Consider the following 16,970-nt stretch of genomic DNA (forward strand, 5'->3'; position numbering starts at 1 on the left):
GGACCATGCCAGTCGTACTGGAAAACCTGGGCAAGCGCTTCGGCGACGGCGCCCCGGTGCTGGACGACGTCAACGCCAATATCGGCGCGGGCGAATTCGTAGCCCTCCTCGGTGCATCCGGCTGCGGCAAATCCACCCTGCTGAACATCATGGCGGGACTGGAGGTCCCGACGTCGGGCGCCCTTGAAGTACCCAGCGACGGAGCAGCCTTTATGTTCCAGGACGCTGCCCTCTTCCCCTGGCTGACGGCGCGGGAGAACATCGAGCTGGCCCTGAAGCTGCGCGGTGTGGGGAAGGCTGAACGCCGGATCAAGGCCAACGAGCTGCTCGAGCTGGTGCATCTCGGCGAGGCGGGGGACAAGCGTCCGCACGAGCTTTCCGGCGGCATGCGCCAGCGCGTGGCACTGGCCCGTGCCCTGTCGCAGGACCGGCAGCTGCTGCTGATGGATGAGCCGTTTGCCGCCCTGGACGCCATCACCCGCGACCTGCTGCACGACGAGCTGGAACGAATCTGGAAGGAAACCGGGCGGACAATCGTTTTTGTGACCCACAACGTCCGCGAGGCCGTGCGGCTGGGCCAGCGTGTGCTGCTGCTGTCGTCCCGGCCCGGCCGCGTGGTCCAGGAATGGGCCGTCACCGAGGAACACCGAACCGACGCCGGCCTGGCCGGACAGCTGACCGGGGTCATCACCGCCCGGCTGCGGGAGGAGATTCGCCGCCATGCCAAATAACCCCACGCCCCTCGCCGAGACCGAACCGGTGGTCGAGAGCAAGCCGGAAACCCGCAAAGTCCACGCCGCCCTGACCCGAACTTCCACCGGGCATGAGGACCTGCGCGAGCTCGAGGCCGGGCTGGATTCGCTCCAGTCCGACGCCGCGCGCAAGCACCGTATCGACTGGAGCCGTGTGCTTCTGCCCGTCGCGGCCCTCGTGGTCCTTGTCCTGATCTGGCAGTTCTACGTATCCCTGGGCCTCAAGCGCCGCGACCTTGTGCCCGGTCCGCTCGACGTCCTGGGCCAGATCGGCATCCTCTGGGGTGAGGCCAAACTGCAGGAAGCGGTGTGGACCTCGCTGCAGCGCGGGCTGGTCGGGTTCCTGATCAGCGTTGCCATTGCCACGCCGGTGGGGTTGCTGCTGGCCCAGGTTGCGCCGCTGCGCCGTGCCTTCGGGCCGCTGATTTCCGGCCTTCAGGTGCTGCCGTCCGTAGCCTGGGTGCCCGCGGCCATCATCTGGTTTGGGCTTACTGACGCCACGGTCTACTTCGTGGTGTTTATGGGTGCGATCCCGTCCATCATCAACGGGCTGATCTCCGGCGTGGACCAGATCCCGCCGCAGTACCGACGGGTGGGCACCGTCCTGGGTGCGAACCGTTTCCAGATGGCCGTACAGATCATCTTGCCTGCCGCGCTGCCCGGCTACCTCAGCGGGCTCAAACAGGGCTGGGCGTTCTCCTGGCGGTCGCTTATGGCCGCGGAAATCATCGCCGTGGGCGGCACCATCGGCTTCGGCCTCGGCTCCATGCTGAACCAGGGCCGCGACTTGGCCGACATGACTATCGTGATGTCCGCAATCCTGCTGATCCTGGCCGTCGGTATCCTCATTGAGCTGCTGGTGTTCGCGCCGATCGAGAAGCGCCTCCTCCGCAGCCGAGGCCTCCTCTCGGGAAGCACCCGCTAGGCCGCACCGGCAACGCCCCGCAAAACCCAACCCCCGCGAAACCTAACAGCAGAGCCCGACGGCGAGTCCCGCCGTCGGGCTCTGCTGCTGCTTCCGCGACCAATGTGGGTCTGGCAGACTGGCGCCATGACCGTAAGCTTCGTGTGCCGCACCGAGTCCGCACTGCCCCCGGAGCGTCTGTTCGACCTCGCGCGCAGCGTTGACGCCCACGTGGACTCGCAGCGGGGTGCGGGGGAGCGGGCCATTGCGGGAGTCATGTCCGGGCTGATCGATGAAGGCCAGGAAGTGACCTGGCGGGCCCGGCACTTCGGCGTTCCGCTAACCATGACCAGCCGCATCACAGCGCTGGAGTTTCCCGCCAGCTTCACGGATGATCAGGTCAGGGGGCCGTTCAAGTCATTCCGCCATGTCCATGAGTTCCAGGCCACTGAGACTGGCAGCATCATGACGGACCGCGTCGAATTCACCGCGCCATTCGGCATTCGGGGGCGCCTCGCTGAGCGGCTGATTCTCCGCGGTTACCTGCAACGCCTAATCGCGCACCGTGGCCGGTTCCTGGCGGGCCCTTGGACAGCATGAAGCGTCCTTAACGGGAAGACGTCGCGGAGCGGCTGGATGCCGTGGTGGTGGAGTTCACCAGAATGATCGTCGAAACCGAGGCGCAGCAGCGGACCATGTTGAGGCTTTCCCTGGAGCAGCCGGGGGACGGGCCCGGAGCCTGCCCTTGCGGCAGGGGCGTGCGATCGCCTGGATCTCGGAGGCGCTTGCCCCGCTCCAGGGCCAATGGGCCGGCCAGGACATTCAACGGCTGGTCCTGGCGATCCGCAGCGCCACGGGCATTGAATCCCTGGTCTGGCTGACGGACGTCGGCGGCCTGAGCAGGGAATATGACGCGGCTCTCGGTCCTGAGGGGTATATCTTGGGACTTATCCGGAGTCATCAGGGCGGGCGTTGCGCGATGTGAGGAAGACCATGGAACGTGCGGTGGGGGCAGGCGGGGGCGTACTGGCGGGGATAGGTTCTACGCCACTGATCGAGCTGGGCAAAGTGGTACCGGCGGGATCGGCCAGGGTGCTCGCGAAGCTGGAGTTTGCGAACCCTACCGGGAGCATGAAGGACCGGATGGCCGTGGCCGCGATCAGGGGTGCAGAAGCCCGCGGCGACCTCAGCCCGGGTGACACCGTCGTCGAGTACACTGCCGGGACAACAGGCATCTCGCTCGCGTTGGTCTGCGCAGCCGAAGGTTACCGGCTCCACGTCGTTTTTTCGGACGCGTTCAGCGATGAGAAGCGCCGCACCATGGAGGCGCTCGGAGCAACGGTCGAGGACGTGCCAAGCGACCACGGAAAAATCACGGAGCAGCTGATCAAAGCGATGATCGCCCGGGCGGGTGAACTGAGCGCGCAGCCGGGCCATTGGGCCTGCGACCAGCTCAACAACCGGGATGCGATCACGGGTTACCTCGCCTTGGGCCAGGAAATCTGGCAGCAGTCCTATGGCCGCGTCGACGCTTTCGTCCAGTTCGTCGGCACCGCCCACTCGATCCACGGCACGGCGCGTGCCCTTCGCGCCCACCTTCCCGGGCTGCGGGTCGTCGCCGTCGAGCCGGCCGAGTCTGCCGTACTCTCCGGGGGCCCGACGGGCTCGCACCGGATCGAGGGGACCGGCATCGGCTTTATTCCCCCGCTTTGGGAGCCAGCGGAGGTGGATGCGATTGAACGGGTCTCATCCGACGAAGCGATGGCGATGAGCCGGCGGCTTGCCCGCGAGGAAGGCATCTTTGCCGGGACCTCCTCCGGAGGAAATGTCGTGGCCGCGCTGCGTGTGGCCGAACAGCTCGGTCCAGACGCAACCGTTGTCACCGTCATGGTCGACTCCGGCTTCCGCTATCTCAGTACTGGACTGTACGGCCAATAGCCGGGACTCACAGGGCGACGCCCTCACCGGACTCCTTCATTCCGTCGGACCCTTGTTCTGGTCCGGGCATCTTCCTAGACTCTGGAATAGGCCGGCAGGCGGCCGATTCCGCTGATGTTCTTGAGGAGACTGCAATGGCGCTTAACTTTGGAGTACTGGCACTGGTCGAGGCCAAGCCGGGCAAGGAGCAGGACGTCTGGGACTTCCTCAGCGGAGGCCGTGACATCGTGGCCACCGAGCCGGGCACTAAAACCTGGTACGCCTTCCGCGTCGACGAAAACACCTTCGGCATCTTCGACACCTTCGAGACTGAGGAAGCGCGGCAGGAGCATCTCAACGGTGCCATCCCGGCGGCGCTCGGCGAACACGGCCCAAGCCTCCTGGCCAGGGATCCCAACATCCGGCTGATCGAGCTCATCGCCGTGAAGTAGCCCCGAACCGGGCAGCACCGAATGTGACGCCCCGTTACCCTACGTGAACTGGTGTTTCCGCTGCCGTTGTTGGTGAAACGACGCGGCCCTACCGTTGATTCATGGCAATTCAGGATATTTACCCCACAGCACTGCGGCTGCTCGGCCGCCCCGTGCTGGTGGTGGGCGGCGGCCCCGTGGCAGCCCGCCGCGCCAAGGGTCTGCTCGACGCCGGTGCGCGGGTCACCGTCGTGGCTCCCGTTGCCTCCGCCGCGCTCCGCGAACTGGCCGACGCCGGCCTCCTCACTTGGGAGCCGCGCACATACCTTGCGTCCGACGTCGACGGCGTCTGGTTCGTCCAGACGGCCACCGGCGATCCCGCCGTGGACACCCAGGTGTCGGTCGACGCCGAGGCGCAGCGCATCTGGTGCGTCAACGCCTCCAACCACGAAGCCTCAGCCGCGTGGACGCCCGCCGTCGCCGTGGTGGATGACGTGCAGATCGCCGTGAACGCCGGGGGAGACCCGCGCCGTGCCATGGCCCTGCGTGACGCCGTCGCCACCGCACTGGAAACCGGCGACCTCCCGCTGCGCCGCCGTCGTGCGTCTGCGGGCTCCGTGGCCCTTGTGGGTGGCGGTCCCGGCGACACCGGCCTCATCACCGTCCGCGGCCGCAGGCTGCTCGGCCAGGCCGACGTTGTGGTGGCAGACCGCCTCGGCCCGCGCGAACTGCTCAACGAACTTGCCCCCGACGTCCGCGTGATCGAAGTGGGCAAGACCCCCGGCCACCATCCCGTGCCGCAGGCCGAGATCAACCGGATCCTGGTGGACGAAGCCCTGATGGGGCACCGCGTGGTCCGGCTCAAGGGTGGCGATCCGTACGTCCTGGGCCGCGGCGGCGAGGAAGCCGAATACTGCCGGCAGCACGGCGTCGAGGTTGAAGTTGTCTCCGGCGTGACGTCCGCGATCTCCGTTCCGGCCGCCGCCGGCATCCCCGTGACTCACCGCGGCCTGGCCAAGGGCTTCAGTGTGGTCACCGGCCACGAGGAGCTGTCCGAGGTCCCCGCCCGGGCAGATCACACCATCATCCTGCTGATGGGCGTGGCCGCACTTCGGGATTCGGCCGCTGCCCTGGCCGGCGCCGGTTTGCCTCAGGACACTCCAGTTGGCATCGTTGAGAACGGCTATCTGCCGAATCAGCGCGTGACGATCGGCACGCTCGGTTCCATCGCCGACCAGGCGGAAGCCACCGGCGTCGCAAATCCTGCCGTGATTGTGATCGGCGACGTTGTCCGCGTCAGCCCGTTCGCGCCGTCGCACTTCAAGACAGCGGACTACAGCACCACCACCCCGAACAGCCCCCGCACCACCGCAAGAGCCCTCACCACCTAGCCCTCACCCTGAAACCCATCGATTGCTCCGCAACCGCCCTTATGAGGCCTCAGAAGGGCCATTACGGAGCAATCGATGCAGAAGAAAAGGAACACAGCCGTGTCATCAAGCACCTCCGTAGGTTCTGCCGAGCGTCCGCTGCGCGTTGCCGTTGTGGGCTCCGGCCCGGCCGGCGTCTACGCCGCGGACATCCTCACCAAGAGCGAAGCCGTCAAGAGCGGCGAGCTCACCGTGAGCATCGACCTCTTTGACCGCTACCCGGCACCCTACGGTCTGATCCGCTACGGAGTGGCCCCGGACCACCCGCGCATCAAGGGCATCGTCAACGCCCTGCACAAGGTCCTGGACCGCGGCGACATCCGCTTCTTCGGCAACGTGGATTACGGCACGGACATCTCCATCGAGGACCTCCGCACGCACTACGACGCCGTCATCTTCGCCACCGGCGCCATCAAGGACGCGGACCTGAACATCCCGGGCATCGAGCTGGACGGCTCCTACGGCGGAGCGGACTTCGTCTCCTGGTACGACGGCCACCCCGACGTCGCCCGCGAATGGCCGCTGGACGCCAAGGAAATCGCCGTGATCGGCAACGGCAACGTGGCCCTGGACGTGGCCCGTGTCCTGTCCAAGCACGCCGACGACCTGCTGGTCTCCGAAATCCCGGACAACGTTTACGCAGGCCTGAAGAACTCGCCCGTCACGGACGTGCACGTCTTCGGCCGCCGTGGCCCGGCCCAGGTCAAGTTCACGCCGCTGGAGCTCCGCGAACTGAGCCACTCCAAGGACGTGGACATCATCCTTTACGCCGAGGACTTCGAGTTCGACGAGGAATCGGACCGCCAGATCCAGAGCAACAACCAGACCAAAACCATGGTGGGCACCCTCACCAACTGGATCGCCGAGCAGCCCGAGGACCTTTCCGAGCTGACCGCCTCCCGCCGCCTGCACCTGCACTTCCTGCACAGCCCGGTGGAAATTTACGACGACGCCGTGGCGCCGGGCAAGGTTGCCGGCATGAAGTTCGAGCGCACCGAGCTGGACGGCACGGGCAACGCCCGCGGCACCGGCGAGTTCGTGGACTACCCGGTCCAGGCCGTCTACCGCTCGATCGGCTACTTCGGTTCGGCGCTCCCGGAGATCGAATTCGACCACAAGAAGGGCGTGGTACCGAACGACGGCGGCCGCGTCCTGGATGCCGCCGGCACCCACGTGCCGGGCATCTACGCCACCGGCTGGATCAAGCGCGGACCGGTAGGCCTGATCGGCCACACCAAGGGCGACGCACTCGAGACCGTGACGTACCTGCTGGAAGACCGCGAAAACCTGCCGGTCGCCGCTGTTCCCGAGGCGGACGCCGTCGTCGAACTCCTCGACGCCCGCGGGGTGAAGTTCACCAGCTGGGAAGGCTGGCTCGCGCTGGACGCGCACGAGCTCGCCCTTGGTGCCGCGGCCACGGAGGCCGGCGGTTCGCACGGTGTTGAGGTCAAGCGTGAGCGCATCAAGGTGGTGCCGCGCGAGGACATGGTTGCCATCTCCCGCGACGGCGTGGCCGCGAACGTCTAGTCCGAGCCAGCACCCGCACAACAGCGCGAACAGGCAGCTAATGACCGCAAACCGCAAATTTGAGGTCATTAGCTGCCGGTTCGCGCTTTTTCGTCCGGGGCCCTACATCCTGCCAAAACGGGCCCGGACCAGCGCGAACAGGCCGTAGCAGATAAAGCCCGCCCCGATGGCGACGAGCAGGTGCGGGCCGAACGGATGGTCGCGGAGTGCCTTCAGGCTGCCGTCCAGACCGGTTGATTCCTCGGGACTCTGCTTCCCGGCGGCGATCACAAACAACAGCCCGGCCAGGTTCAGCGCGATTCCCTTAGCCACGTGGCCCGTTACGCCCAAGGTATCAATCAGCCTGCCGCGGCGGGTGCCCTCGAACCGGAAGAGCTCGTCCTTGAACCCGCGCCGGACACCCTTGACCACAAAGTAGACGCCGACGCCCATCGTGGTCAGGCCCACCGCCACCAGCACAGGCAGCCCGAACGGCGCATCCAGGAGGGCGGTGCTGAAATCCCGGGTGGTGTCTCCCGAGTCTCCGCGAATTCCCACGGCGAACCCCGCAAAGCTGAGCCCCACGCTGCCATAGGCAATGGTCAGGCATCCTGACGAGATCAGTTTTCCCCAGCGCTTCGCACTGGGCAGGTGCCGGGCACGCAGGGTGGCTTCACTCAGTTGCCACAACGCCAGGCCGGTGCACGCCACCACACACGACCACAGCACGGCCGGTCCCCACGGGTTGGCGCCCAGCTGCTCGATGGCACCGGTGGCTTCCGCCTGCCCCGGCTGACCGAAGGCCAGGGCGATGGCAATGACGCCAACAATGATGTGGAGCAGGGCCATCACGGCAAAACCCGAGCGCGCCACAACGTCCAGCGCCTTGGTGTCGGACGCCTCCTCGACGGCGTCTGCCGCCTCGCTGATGCTGGATTCCCCGTCTGCCATTGTTGCCGTTCGTCGGTCTTTAGGCGTGCAGTGTGCCGGCTCCGGGCCAGGTCATGTGCGTCTGTCTATGGCGAAGATATTACGCGCAACCATGGTGGAAGTCGGGGTTTCGTAACATTGGTAAGTGTGCTTATCATAGCTTGTCAATGACCTTACGGGGCACAGCCAGTACAGACCGCACCAGCGGCATTTCGGAACCAGTTCGACGTTAGGAAACCACATCATGGCAGGAAATCTTGTTGCCCGGTCCGTTCACGATCTGAGCGCTGCGGCATGGTTCGGCGGCGCGCTGATGGGCGCCATCGGGTTGAACGGGGCGACGGCGGAGGCCAAGGATCCGACGGAACGTACCCGTCTTTCCAGCGCGGGCTGGATGAAGTGGGCTCCGATCCAGACTGCGGCTTTCGCCGCGCACCTGGTGGCTGACCTCGCCATCGCGTGGGAAAACAAGGGACGCATCGCGAAGCAGGACGGTGTGGCCCGCGATACCGCGATCAAGACGGCGGTCACGGTTGCCGGTGCCGCCGTGACACTCTACGCCGGCATCCTTGGCAAGAAGGTAGAAAAGCTCGCGGACGAGGGAGCGCGGGGCGCCACCGAGCCGAATCCCGGTGCGTCCGAGGAACTGCAGTCGGCTCAGCAGCAGCTCAAGGTGCTGCAGTGGGCCGTCCCGGCCTTCGCTGCCGCGGTGATTGTCCTGGGTGCCAAGCACGGCGAGATGCAGCGGCCCAAGAACGTGTTCCAGGGCCTCCGCCCCTAAGCGGTAGCGGCAGTACTAAGACGCGGTGACGCCCGACGGCGGTTCGGCACCCAGGTGCCGGACCGTCGTCGGGCGCTGTGCTTGCGACGCGCAAAGCGGCTGGCGACGCGCAGAAGAGCTGGCGCGCCCGATATTTCCAGCGCGCCAGGGAATAGGCGCCTCGATTTTGAAGAGCCGGCTCAGACTGGCTGGCTGTTGGGCGGCGGGAGGTCCGGATTCATGTCCTCAAGGTTCGGATCCTCAGCGGTCCACACCTGAATGACAGCCCAGATGACGGCCGCCATGGGGACAGACAGGACCGCGCCGATGATGCCCGCCAGGATGGTGCCGGCAGTCAGGGCCATCAGGATCACCAGCGCGTGAAGCTGGAGCGACTTGCCCATCACGATCGGCTGCAGCAGGTCACCCTCCAGCTGTTTCACGGCGATCACCACGGCCACCACGATCAGCGCCACCACCGGACCGTTGGCCACGAGGGCCACCAGGGCCGCGAGGATGCCGGCAACCGTGGCTCCCACCAGCGGGATGAAAGCGGTCATGAAGATGATGATGGCCAGCGGGAACGCCAGTGGAACCTGCAGGATCAGGAGTGCCGCGCCGATGGCCACGGCATCCACCAGGGCCACGATGGCGGTGCCGCGGACGTAGCCGCCCAGGACTTCGAGCGTGCGGCTGCCCACCCGGCGGAGTTTTGCTTCCCGCTGCCCGCTGAAGGGTCGCAGGAAGAAGTTCCAGATTTTGGCGCCGTCCTTGAGGAAGAAGAACAGGATGACCACCATCAGTGCGCTTCCGGCCAGGAACTCTGTCACCACGGACAGTCCGGTGATGGCACCCGAGCGGACCTGGCTGCTGGTGGCAAACTGGATGATCCCCTCCCGTGCCTGGTTCAGCTGCTCCCGGTCGATCGGAATTGGACCGGTGAGCAGGAACTGCTCCAGCTCGTCCAGTCCCGAGGAGGCCTGCTGCGCCAGCTCGGCCCACTGGCTCCGGACGGAGAAGTAGATGACCGTCCCAACGCCGGCCAGCAGGAGCAGGAGCGCCACAAACGCCAGTCCCGTGGCCGCGGCGCCCGGCAGACCGCGGCGGCGGAGCACGTTGACGAACGGGCCGATGGCCGCGGCAAGGATCAGGGCGATCAGGACCGGAATGACCAGAAGCTTGATCTGCATCAGGGCGTACACAGAGACCACGGCCACTGCCAGGATCAGCAGGACCTGGGCCGAACGGATACCCACTCTTCCCAGCCCGTCGGCCCAAAGCGCGCCGGGCGGCTTCCGCTCCCGAGGCTTCGCCGGGGTCACTTCGCTCGGGGTTTCTTCGTTCGGGGCCTGGTGGGTTGCTCGTGACATGGAAACTCCTGGTCATCGGCGGGCACCCGGGATGCGGGAGGCACCCGGGGCGTAACTACCTGCGTCAGGTAGTAAGCCTACTGATGGGGCTGGCCCGCGGAGAAACCACACCTTCGCGCGCCCCTGAAAGTAGGTAGCACTAAGTGTCGTTATGAGCGCTCATAACGACACTTAGTGCTACCTAGTTGGGCCATCAGGCAGGAACTGGACCTACGCCCGCAGCCACTCCGCGCAGGTGTTCAGGTTCTGGTTGACGCTGGCCACCGCGGCGTCGGCGTCGTGGGCCTCGATCGCATCCACCAGGGCGCCGTGGCCCTCGTACGTGAGGCCGTCCAGCCGGCCCTTGCGCTGCTGTTTGAGCAGGTCCTGGTGGAACACGTCGCCGAAGCTGACGTAGAGCTCGTGGAGCAGCGGGTTCCCGGTGGCCTGGGCCACGCGCGCGTGGAAGTCCCAGTCGGCCCGGGCCCAACCCTCGAAGTCCGCGGCGTTCCAGGCGACTTCCCGGGTGGCGAGCACGGCACGCAGGGCGGCGACGTCGTCGGCCGTTGCGTTCCGGGCGGCCAGGCGCGCGGCCTGGGTGTCCAGGCCCAGCCGGACCTCAAGGATGTGTTCGTCCGAGTGGTCCTGGTACATGCGCCGGGCGGCGCCGGACATCTCGCTGGTGGCGCGGACGTAGGTGCCGTCGCCGCGGCGGACCTCCAGCATCCCGCTGTGGGCCAGGGCCTTGATGGCTTCGCGCAACGTGCCGCGCGAGACGCCCAGGCGCTGCATCAGTTCCGGTTCAGAGGGGATGCGCTGGTCCAAGGGCCACTCGCCGGAGTGGATCATCTGCCGGAGTTTGGCGGTGACCTCGTCGGCGAGAGGCTGGCGGTGTGAGGTGCTCAGGGTCATGGCGTCCTACTACTTCAGGCCGGACAAGGGGGCACGCGAGATCAGGTGGGCCACCACCACTTGGACCACGGCGAGGCCCAGCAGCAGTGCCAGTGGCAGGGTCCAGCCTCCGGTAGCGCTGAACAGCAGACCCGCACCGAAGGGGCCGGCAGTCGCCAGCAAGTAGCCGGTGGACTGCGCCAGCGTGGACAAGGCCGTGGTCTCGGCAGTGCTTGTCCCGCTCCGGCTGATCATCACCATCACCAGGGGGAAAATTCCCAGGCCGAAGCCCAGCAGGACCGCGGGAATGACGGCCAGGCCCACCGGCAGGAACAGCAGCGAGGCCATGCCGGCCACCATCATGAGGCTGACCAGATACAGCGCGGGGCGGAGCATCCGGGGCCGGGAGCCGATGGCGATCACCAACATGCCGGCCGGCACAGAGACCAGCTGCATGAGCCCGTACATCAGGCCGCTGTCCGCCGCGTTGAGCCCCATGCTGATCAGGATGGAAGGGAACCAGCTGATGAGCGCGTACGCGAGCAGCGACTGGAGAGCGAAGATGGCCGTGAGCAGCTGGCCCTTCGGGGTGCGGAGCAGTGGCCACGGGGAGATGCGGACAGCCGTGCTCCGGACGCTGTTGCGGTGCGCATGCAGAACGACGGGCAGGAAGCCCAGGAAGGCAGCCACCGCCAGGAACCCGATTACGCCCACCGCGGCGGACGGCGAGCCGAGCGCCAGGGCCAGCGGGACCACGGCGACCGCGGTGACAGTGGCGCCGGTGGTCATAGTGACGGTGTACAGCGCGGTCATCGCCGAGGTCCGGTGGGCAAAATGCTCGCGAATGAACGACGGCATGGCCACATTGCACACCGCCAGGCCGGACATCCCCACCACGGTGCCCGCCACCAGCATGCCCGTTGCCGGGATCCCGCGGAGCAGCAGCCCGCCGGCCAGGAAACCAAGCGCCAGCAGGATTGCCTTCTCGACGCCGAGCCGTCCGGTCAGCCATGACGTCGCCGCCCCGGCCACCGCAAAACAGAGCGTGGGGATGGACGGGATGATCGCCGCCACCAGCGGCCCGTAGCCCAGGACCTGCTGAAAATCATGGAGGAGGGCAGAAGCACCCGCGATCCCCGCCCGCAGGTTCAGCCCAATCAGCACCAGCGCGATGACTCCGAAGACGACGGCGGAGCGCGGCTTGGGCGGCGCTTCGGACAGCGTCGGGGCATCGGAGGGGGCAACAGTCATGTCTTAACGTTAGACGTTAGACGTTTGATGTCTAGAATTCTGTGGTGAACCTCTCCCCGTCGTTAACGTTGGGGCAATAGACTCGGGCCACGAGAGTTCAGTCCCGGGCTCGTAAGAACTCGTCCAGCTGGATCTGGCGCCCATCAACGTGGAAGGACGGCCGGGCATGGCTTTGCAGGCAGTTGAGGTCGAAAAGAAGTACGACGTCGGTCATGACGCTGAGGTGCCTTCGCTCGCGGAGATCCCCGGGGTAGTCAGGGTGGGGGAGCCTCACGTGGACACCTTGGAAGCGGTGTACTTCGACACAGCAAGTCACACGCTCGCCTCCCGCGATATCACCCTTCGCCGCCGCACGGGAGGAGTCGACGCCGGCTGGCACCTGAAGCTGACCGTGGAGGGCCCCCGGTCCGGTGACGGGTCCGGCGGCTCCAGCTCGGAACCCCAGCGGCGCCGCGAGCTGCACGCCCCGCTGGGCCAGCCCGGCGTCGTTCCTGACAGCCTTTTGGCGCACGTGCTGGCCTACCTCCGCGGCGAGGACGCCGCCCCGGTGGTCCGGCTGAAAACCCAGCGGACCACCTATGCGTTATATGGCGCGGACGGTGTCCACCTGGCGGACCTGGCGGATGACCGCGTGAGCGCAGAGCTGCTCGGCGCTGCGGGCGGCGCGGGCGCCGCGGTGGGGGACGGCGCGGGCGCCGCGGTTGGGGACGCGGCAGCGCCCGAGGGGGAGGCCCGGACGCGGCAGTGGCGTGAATGGGAGCTCGAGCTGGTGCACGGGAGTCCGGAACTGTTCCCGGCCGCTGAGGAAATCCTGGCGGCCGCCGGGGCGCTCCCGGCCAAGCACGGCTCCAAGCTGGCAAAAGTCCTGGCACTGCCTGCCAGGGAGTCCGGTGCCGCTGCCGGCCCAAAAAGTCCTGGTATAAAGGGGCCCGTGTCGGACCTCCTGACCGCCTACCTGGCTGAGCAGATCAGCGAGATCCTGGCGCACGATCCCGGCATCCGCCTGGAGGAACCCGAGGCTGTGCACGACCTTCGGTCGGCCACCCGCCGGGCCCGTTCGGCGCTGCAAGCCTACCGGCGGTTCTACAATGCCCTGGCTGTGCGGCACCTCGGTGCCGAGCTCAAATGGCTTGGCCGCGTGCTGGGCGTGCCGCGGGACGCTGAAGTCATGCTGGACCGCCTGCGCGCGCATACGGCGGAGCTGCCCCCGGTACTGGCCTCGGCGGTGAAGGACCGGCTGGAGGATGACCTCGGAGCGAGCCGGGACGCAGCCCACCGGAAACTCCAGATGGCGATGGTTTCCGCGCGCTATTTCCAACTGCTGGACGGCCTCGAGGCCTTCCTTGACAACCCGCCGGTCCGCCCGGGCGCCGCAGCCCCGGCCCGCAAGGCGGCGGTCAAGCTGGTGGCCAAGGCAGCCAAAAGGCTGGAGCGCGCAGCCAGGACAGCCAGGCGAACACACAGGGGAGCCGAGCACGAGACGGCGCTGCACCAGGTGCGCAAGGACGCCAAGCGGCTGCGGCACGTGGCGGAATCCGTGGAGCCGGTCCACGGCAAGCACGCCACGAAAATCGCCAAGGCCGCGCGCCGCCAGCAGCAGATCCTCGGCGATTTCCACGACAGCGTGGTGGCCCGGGACCTGCTGGCCAAGCTGGCGGCGGCGCCGGACCTGCCCGAGGCCGTCGCGTCAGCCTACGTCACGCTCCATACCCGGCAGGTGCAGCTCGCGGCCGAGGCCGAAGCTGAGTACCGGAAGGAACAAAAGAAGTCCCGGAAGTTCCTCCGGGGGACGGTCATTTAGGGCAGCTGGCCTACCTGGCCTGCCGCGCTCCGAGCCGCGACACGGCGAGCGCCAACCACAGCTGCACACGGTCCGCCGTGACCGAAGGATCGTAGCCGGTCAGCTCGGTGATCTGCGCCAGCCGGTACCGTACGGTGTTCCGGTGCAGGGTCAGGGCTTCGGCGACGGCGGCCACGGAACCGTTCTTGCTCAGGTAACTTTCCAGGGTGGTCACGAGTTCCGCGCCGTGGGCGGCGTCGAAGGCTCGCAGCGGGTTCAGTGACTCGTGGGCCATGTCGGCCAGGGGAACGTCTTCGCTGGCCAGCAGCAGGGAGGTCAGGCTCAGCCGTTCCGGCTCGTTCACCGGCAGGCCGTGGCTGGCCGCGTCGCGGGCCTCGAAGTAGCTCCAGCGCAGGCCGTTCGGCTTGGTGTACGCGCCGCCGATGCCGATCGTCGCGTGGATCCCAGCCTCAGCCAGGTGGTCGCTGAGTCTCCGGGCCAGCGCAGGTGCCGCGCCGCCGTCGTCGTTAATCACCACCACCAGATCCTTCCCGACGACGGCGGCCACCGCGTTCTCCAGCGGCTGCGGTACGGAGGTGCTCACCAGTGCCTTGTGATGGGCGGCGGACACCGCCAGCAGCACCACGTTCTTGCGCGTGCTGTTCAGGCCCACACCGGCCAGGCGCCGCTGGGCCTCGCTGGTCTCCAGGGAGCCGTGGATGACGTCCTCCAGCACCTGGCCACACAGTGCGCGCTGGGCCTGGCGCTGCTTGACCATGTTGTTCAGCTCCACGCTGATCAGGTTCTGGGCGTAGCCGATAATGCCGGAATCCTCGAACGGCTGGCGAACCCACAGCGTGCAGGCATCGCGGCGGCCGGTGGGGATGGGGTAGGAGGCCCACGTGTCAGCGAAGGGGAGCTCGGTGCTGCTGTTGTACAGGTGGGCGGTGAACTGGGTGAGGGCAATCTCTGTCCTCAGCATGCCGCCCAGGTGCTTGAGGAGCTGGGTGAGGCCGCCGCCGGTGAGGAGGGCGCGTGCCAGGATCTGGTGGCCCGCGATCAGGCGCTCCAGCTTGGCGACATGATCAGCGGCCTGCGCTTCCGCCACCAGCTTGCCGATGGCAATGAACGGAGTCTCGTAAGGCACCTGGACGATCGGCAGCCCCCAGCGGTTGGCCTCGGCAATCAGGGCCGGCGGGACGGCGTCGTGCGTCAGCCCTGTCCCGAACCCGATGCCCACGGCTCCGGCGCGCTGGACCTGCCGGACGAAGCGCCGCTGCTCGGGCGCGGACCGCAGGCGCATGCCGGTGGTGAGCACCAGTTCGCCGCCGCTGAGGAAACGCTGCGGGTCCTCCAGCTCCGTGACGGCAACCCAGTTGATGTCCTCGTGCCAGGTGGTCTCGGCAAGGCCTGCATTGGACAGGTGGAGGGAGTGCACGCCGAGCAGGGTGGCGAGGGAAATGGCCATGGCTCAAGGATAGACGGACGCTGGTCAACCGCACTAAACATTGCGGCCAAGGGTGTGCAGGTGGCTATTCCCCGGGGGAAGGTGCTGGCATAGGCTCAAGGCAGTCGCAACCATCCGCTTCGCAGCTGATGTTCCCTATGAAAGAGGTTGTACACCGTGGTTCAAACCTTGCAGAACTTCATCAACGGTGAGTTCGTCACGCCCGCGGGCACTGACCTGCTGGACATCGTCAATCCCACCAACGGCGAGGTAGTGGCGCAGTCGCCCGTGTCCATCCAGGCTGACGTCGATGCCGCCATGACCGCGGCCAAGGACGCCTTCAAGTCCTGGAAGCACGTCACCCCCGGACAGCGCCAGCTTATGCTGCTCAAACTCGCCGACGCCGTTGAAGCCAACAGCGACGAACTTGTCGAGGCCCAGCACCGCAACACCGGGCAGGTCCGCTCCCTGATTGCCTCCGAGGAAATTGCAGCCGGCGCCGACCAGCTCCGCTTCTTCGCCGGTGCCGCGCGCATCCTGGAAGGCAAGTCCGCGGGCGAGTACTTCGAAGGCCACACCTCCTACGTGCGCCGCGAACCCATCGGTGTGGTGGCCCAGGTTGCGCCGTGGAACTACCCGTTCCTGATGGCCATCTGGAAGATCGGCCCTGCGCTCGCGGCCGGCAACACCGTAGTCCTCAAGCCCTCCGACACCACCCCCGAATCCACCCTGGTGCTGGCCCGCCTGGCCGGCGACATCCTGCCTGCCGGCGTGCTGAACGTGGTGCTGGGAACCGGCGAAACCGGCGCCATGATGGTGGAACACCGGGTCCCCGGCCTGGTCTCCATCACGGGCTCGGTCCGCGCCGGCATCGCCGTGGCCTCCGGAGCCGCGAAGGGCCTTAAGCGCGCCCACCTGGAGCTCGGCGGCAAGGCCCCGGCCATCGTGTTCAAGGACGCCGACATCAAGAAGAGCGCCGCGGCCATCGCCGAGTTCGCGTTCTTCAACGCCGGCCAGGACTGCACCGCCATCACCCGCGTGCTGGTGGAGGATTCGGTCCACGACGACGTAGTGGCGGCCATGGTGGAGCACACCAAGACCCTGCACACCGGCTCGCAGAACGACGAAGAGAACTACTTCGGCCCGCTGAACAACGTGAACCACTTTAACGCCGTCACCTCCGTGGTGGAGCACCTCCCGGAAAACTGCAAGGTTGTCACGGGCGGGCACCGCGCCGGGGATAAGGGCTTCTTCTTCGAACCCACCATCGTCACCGGCGCCAAGCAGACGGACGACATCGTCCAGCAGGAAACCTTCGGCCCGGTCATCACGGTGCAGAAGTTCTCCTCCGAGGCGGAGGCACTCGAGCTGGCGAACGACGTCGAATACGCCCTCGCGTCCAGCGTCTGGACATCCGACCACGGCACGGCGATGCGGATGAGCCGCGACCTGGACTTCGGCGCGGTCTGGATCAACACGCACATCCTCCTGACGGCCGAAATGCCGCACGGCGGCTTCAAGCAGTCCGGTTACGGCAAGGACCTCTCCATGTACGGCGTGGAGGACTACACGCGCATCAAGCACGTCATGAGCGCACTCGACGCCTAGCAACTCTCCCGGTG

The 16,970-nt window shown here is 66.9% G+C and carries 16 protein-coding genes; 11 read left to right on the top strand and 5 right to left on the bottom strand.

Going from position 1 to position 16,970, the window contains the following annotated elements; genetic code table 11:
- Positions 1–5: 5 nt before the first annotated feature.
- From ACX80M_RS00505 to ACX80M_RS00540, 8 genes are all read left to right on the top strand, one after another.
- Positions 6–731 (top strand): ABC transporter ATP-binding protein, encoded by a 726-nt coding sequence (locus tag ACX80M_RS00505; RefSeq protein ID WP_141141322.1) that lies wholly within the window; start codon positions 6–8, stop codon positions 729–731.
- Entirely contained in the window at positions 721–1,677 is a 957-nt protein-coding gene (locus ACX80M_RS00510) for an ABC transporter permease (protein ID WP_252608398.1), read from the top strand. Before ACX80M_RS00505 ends, ACX80M_RS00510 begins: the two co-directional genes overlap by 11 nt.
- 126 nt (positions 1,678–1,803) lie before the next feature.
- Positions 1,804–2,256, top strand: coding sequence for an SRPBCC family protein (locus tag ACX80M_RS00515; RefSeq protein ID WP_252608400.1), 453 nt, complete (start codon positions 1,804–1,806; stop codon positions 2,254–2,256).
- 145 nt (positions 2,257–2,401) lie between these two features.
- Positions 2,402–2,641 (top strand): hypothetical protein, encoded by a 240-nt coding sequence (locus tag ACX80M_RS00520; protein WP_252573537.1) that lies wholly within the window; start codon positions 2,402–2,404, stop codon positions 2,639–2,641.
- A gap of 8 nt (positions 2,642–2,649) precedes the next feature.
- Positions 2,650–3,594: a PLP-dependent cysteine synthase family protein gene (locus ACX80M_RS00525; RefSeq protein ID WP_252569818.1), complete on the top strand. Its 945-nt coding sequence runs from the start codon at positions 2,650–2,652 to the stop codon at positions 3,592–3,594.
- Positions 3,595–3,728: 134 nt separating this feature from the next.
- Complete coding sequence (locus ACX80M_RS00530; protein WP_252569815.1) at positions 3,729–4,025, top strand: putative quinol monooxygenase; 297 nt, start codon at positions 3,729–3,731, stop codon at positions 4,023–4,025.
- Between the two features lie 101 nt (positions 4,026–4,126).
- Entirely contained in the window at positions 4,127–5,395 is a 1,269-nt protein-coding gene (gene cobA / locus ACX80M_RS00535; protein ID WP_252613839.1) for a uroporphyrinogen-III C-methyltransferase, read from the top strand.
- A gap of 99 nt (positions 5,396–5,494) precedes the next feature.
- Positions 5,495–6,961 (top strand): FAD-dependent oxidoreductase, encoded by a 1,467-nt coding sequence (locus ACX80M_RS00540; protein WP_252598523.1) that lies wholly within the window; start codon positions 5,495–5,497, stop codon positions 6,959–6,961.
- Between the two features lie 102 nt (positions 6,962–7,063).
- Here ACX80M_RS00540 and ACX80M_RS00545 read toward each other — a convergent pair whose 3' ends face one another.
- Positions 7,064–7,891: a DUF1206 domain-containing protein gene (locus tag ACX80M_RS00545; RefSeq protein ID WP_252608406.1), complete on the bottom strand. Its 828-nt coding sequence runs from the start codon at positions 7,889–7,891 to the stop codon at positions 7,064–7,066.
- A 223-nt stretch (positions 7,892–8,114) separates the two neighbouring features.
- On the opposite strand from ACX80M_RS00545, the gene ACX80M_RS00550 reads away from it, so the two are divergent.
- Positions 8,115–8,651, top strand: coding sequence for a hypothetical protein (locus ACX80M_RS00550; RefSeq protein WP_459308278.1), 537 nt, complete (start codon positions 8,115–8,117; stop codon positions 8,649–8,651).
- 179 nt (positions 8,652–8,830) lie between these two features.
- Here ACX80M_RS00550 and ACX80M_RS00555 read toward each other — a convergent pair whose 3' ends face one another.
- The 3 genes from ACX80M_RS00555 to ACX80M_RS00565 form a co-directional block, all read right to left on the bottom strand.
- Positions 8,831–10,000, bottom strand: a complete 1,170-nt coding sequence (locus ACX80M_RS00555) for an AI-2E family transporter (protein ID WP_459308280.1) — start codon at positions 9,998–10,000, stop codon at positions 8,831–8,833.
- A 210-nt stretch (positions 10,001–10,210) separates the two neighbouring features.
- A complete protein-coding gene (locus ACX80M_RS00560) occupies positions 10,211–10,891 on the bottom strand; it encodes a FadR/GntR family transcriptional regulator (RefSeq protein WP_252598519.1) in 681 nt (226 codons plus the stop codon).
- A gap of 9 nt (positions 10,892–10,900) precedes the next feature.
- Positions 10,901–12,121 carry an MFS transporter gene (locus ACX80M_RS00565; protein ID WP_252598518.1) on the bottom strand — a complete coding sequence of 407 codons (1,221 nt, stop codon included), beginning with the start codon at positions 12,119–12,121 and terminating at the stop codon, positions 10,901–10,903.
- Between the two features lie 166 nt (positions 12,122–12,287).
- Here ACX80M_RS00565 and ACX80M_RS00570 point away from each other — a divergent pair, with 166 nt between their 5' ends.
- Positions 12,288–13,922 carry a CYTH and CHAD domain-containing protein gene (locus ACX80M_RS00570; RefSeq protein ID WP_459308283.1) on the top strand — a complete coding sequence of 545 codons (1,635 nt, stop codon included), beginning with the start codon at positions 12,288–12,290 and terminating at the stop codon, positions 13,920–13,922.
- Between the two features lie 10 nt (positions 13,923–13,932).
- Here ACX80M_RS00570 and ACX80M_RS00575 read toward each other — a convergent pair whose 3' ends face one another.
- On the bottom strand, positions 13,933–15,369 hold the full coding sequence (locus ACX80M_RS00575) for a PucR family transcriptional regulator (protein ID WP_252613843.1): 1,437 nt from the start codon (positions 15,367–15,369) through the stop codon (positions 13,933–13,935).
- A gap of 156 nt (positions 15,370–15,525) precedes the next feature.
- On the opposite strand from ACX80M_RS00575, the gene ACX80M_RS00580 reads away from it, so the two are divergent.
- Complete coding sequence (locus ACX80M_RS00580) at positions 15,526–16,956, top strand: gamma-aminobutyraldehyde dehydrogenase (protein ID WP_252608417.1); 1,431 nt, start codon at positions 15,526–15,528, stop codon at positions 16,954–16,956.
- Positions 16,957–16,970: the final 14 nt, after the last annotated feature.

It is taken from the genome of Pseudarthrobacter sp. MDT1-22 (assembly GCF_054511035.1).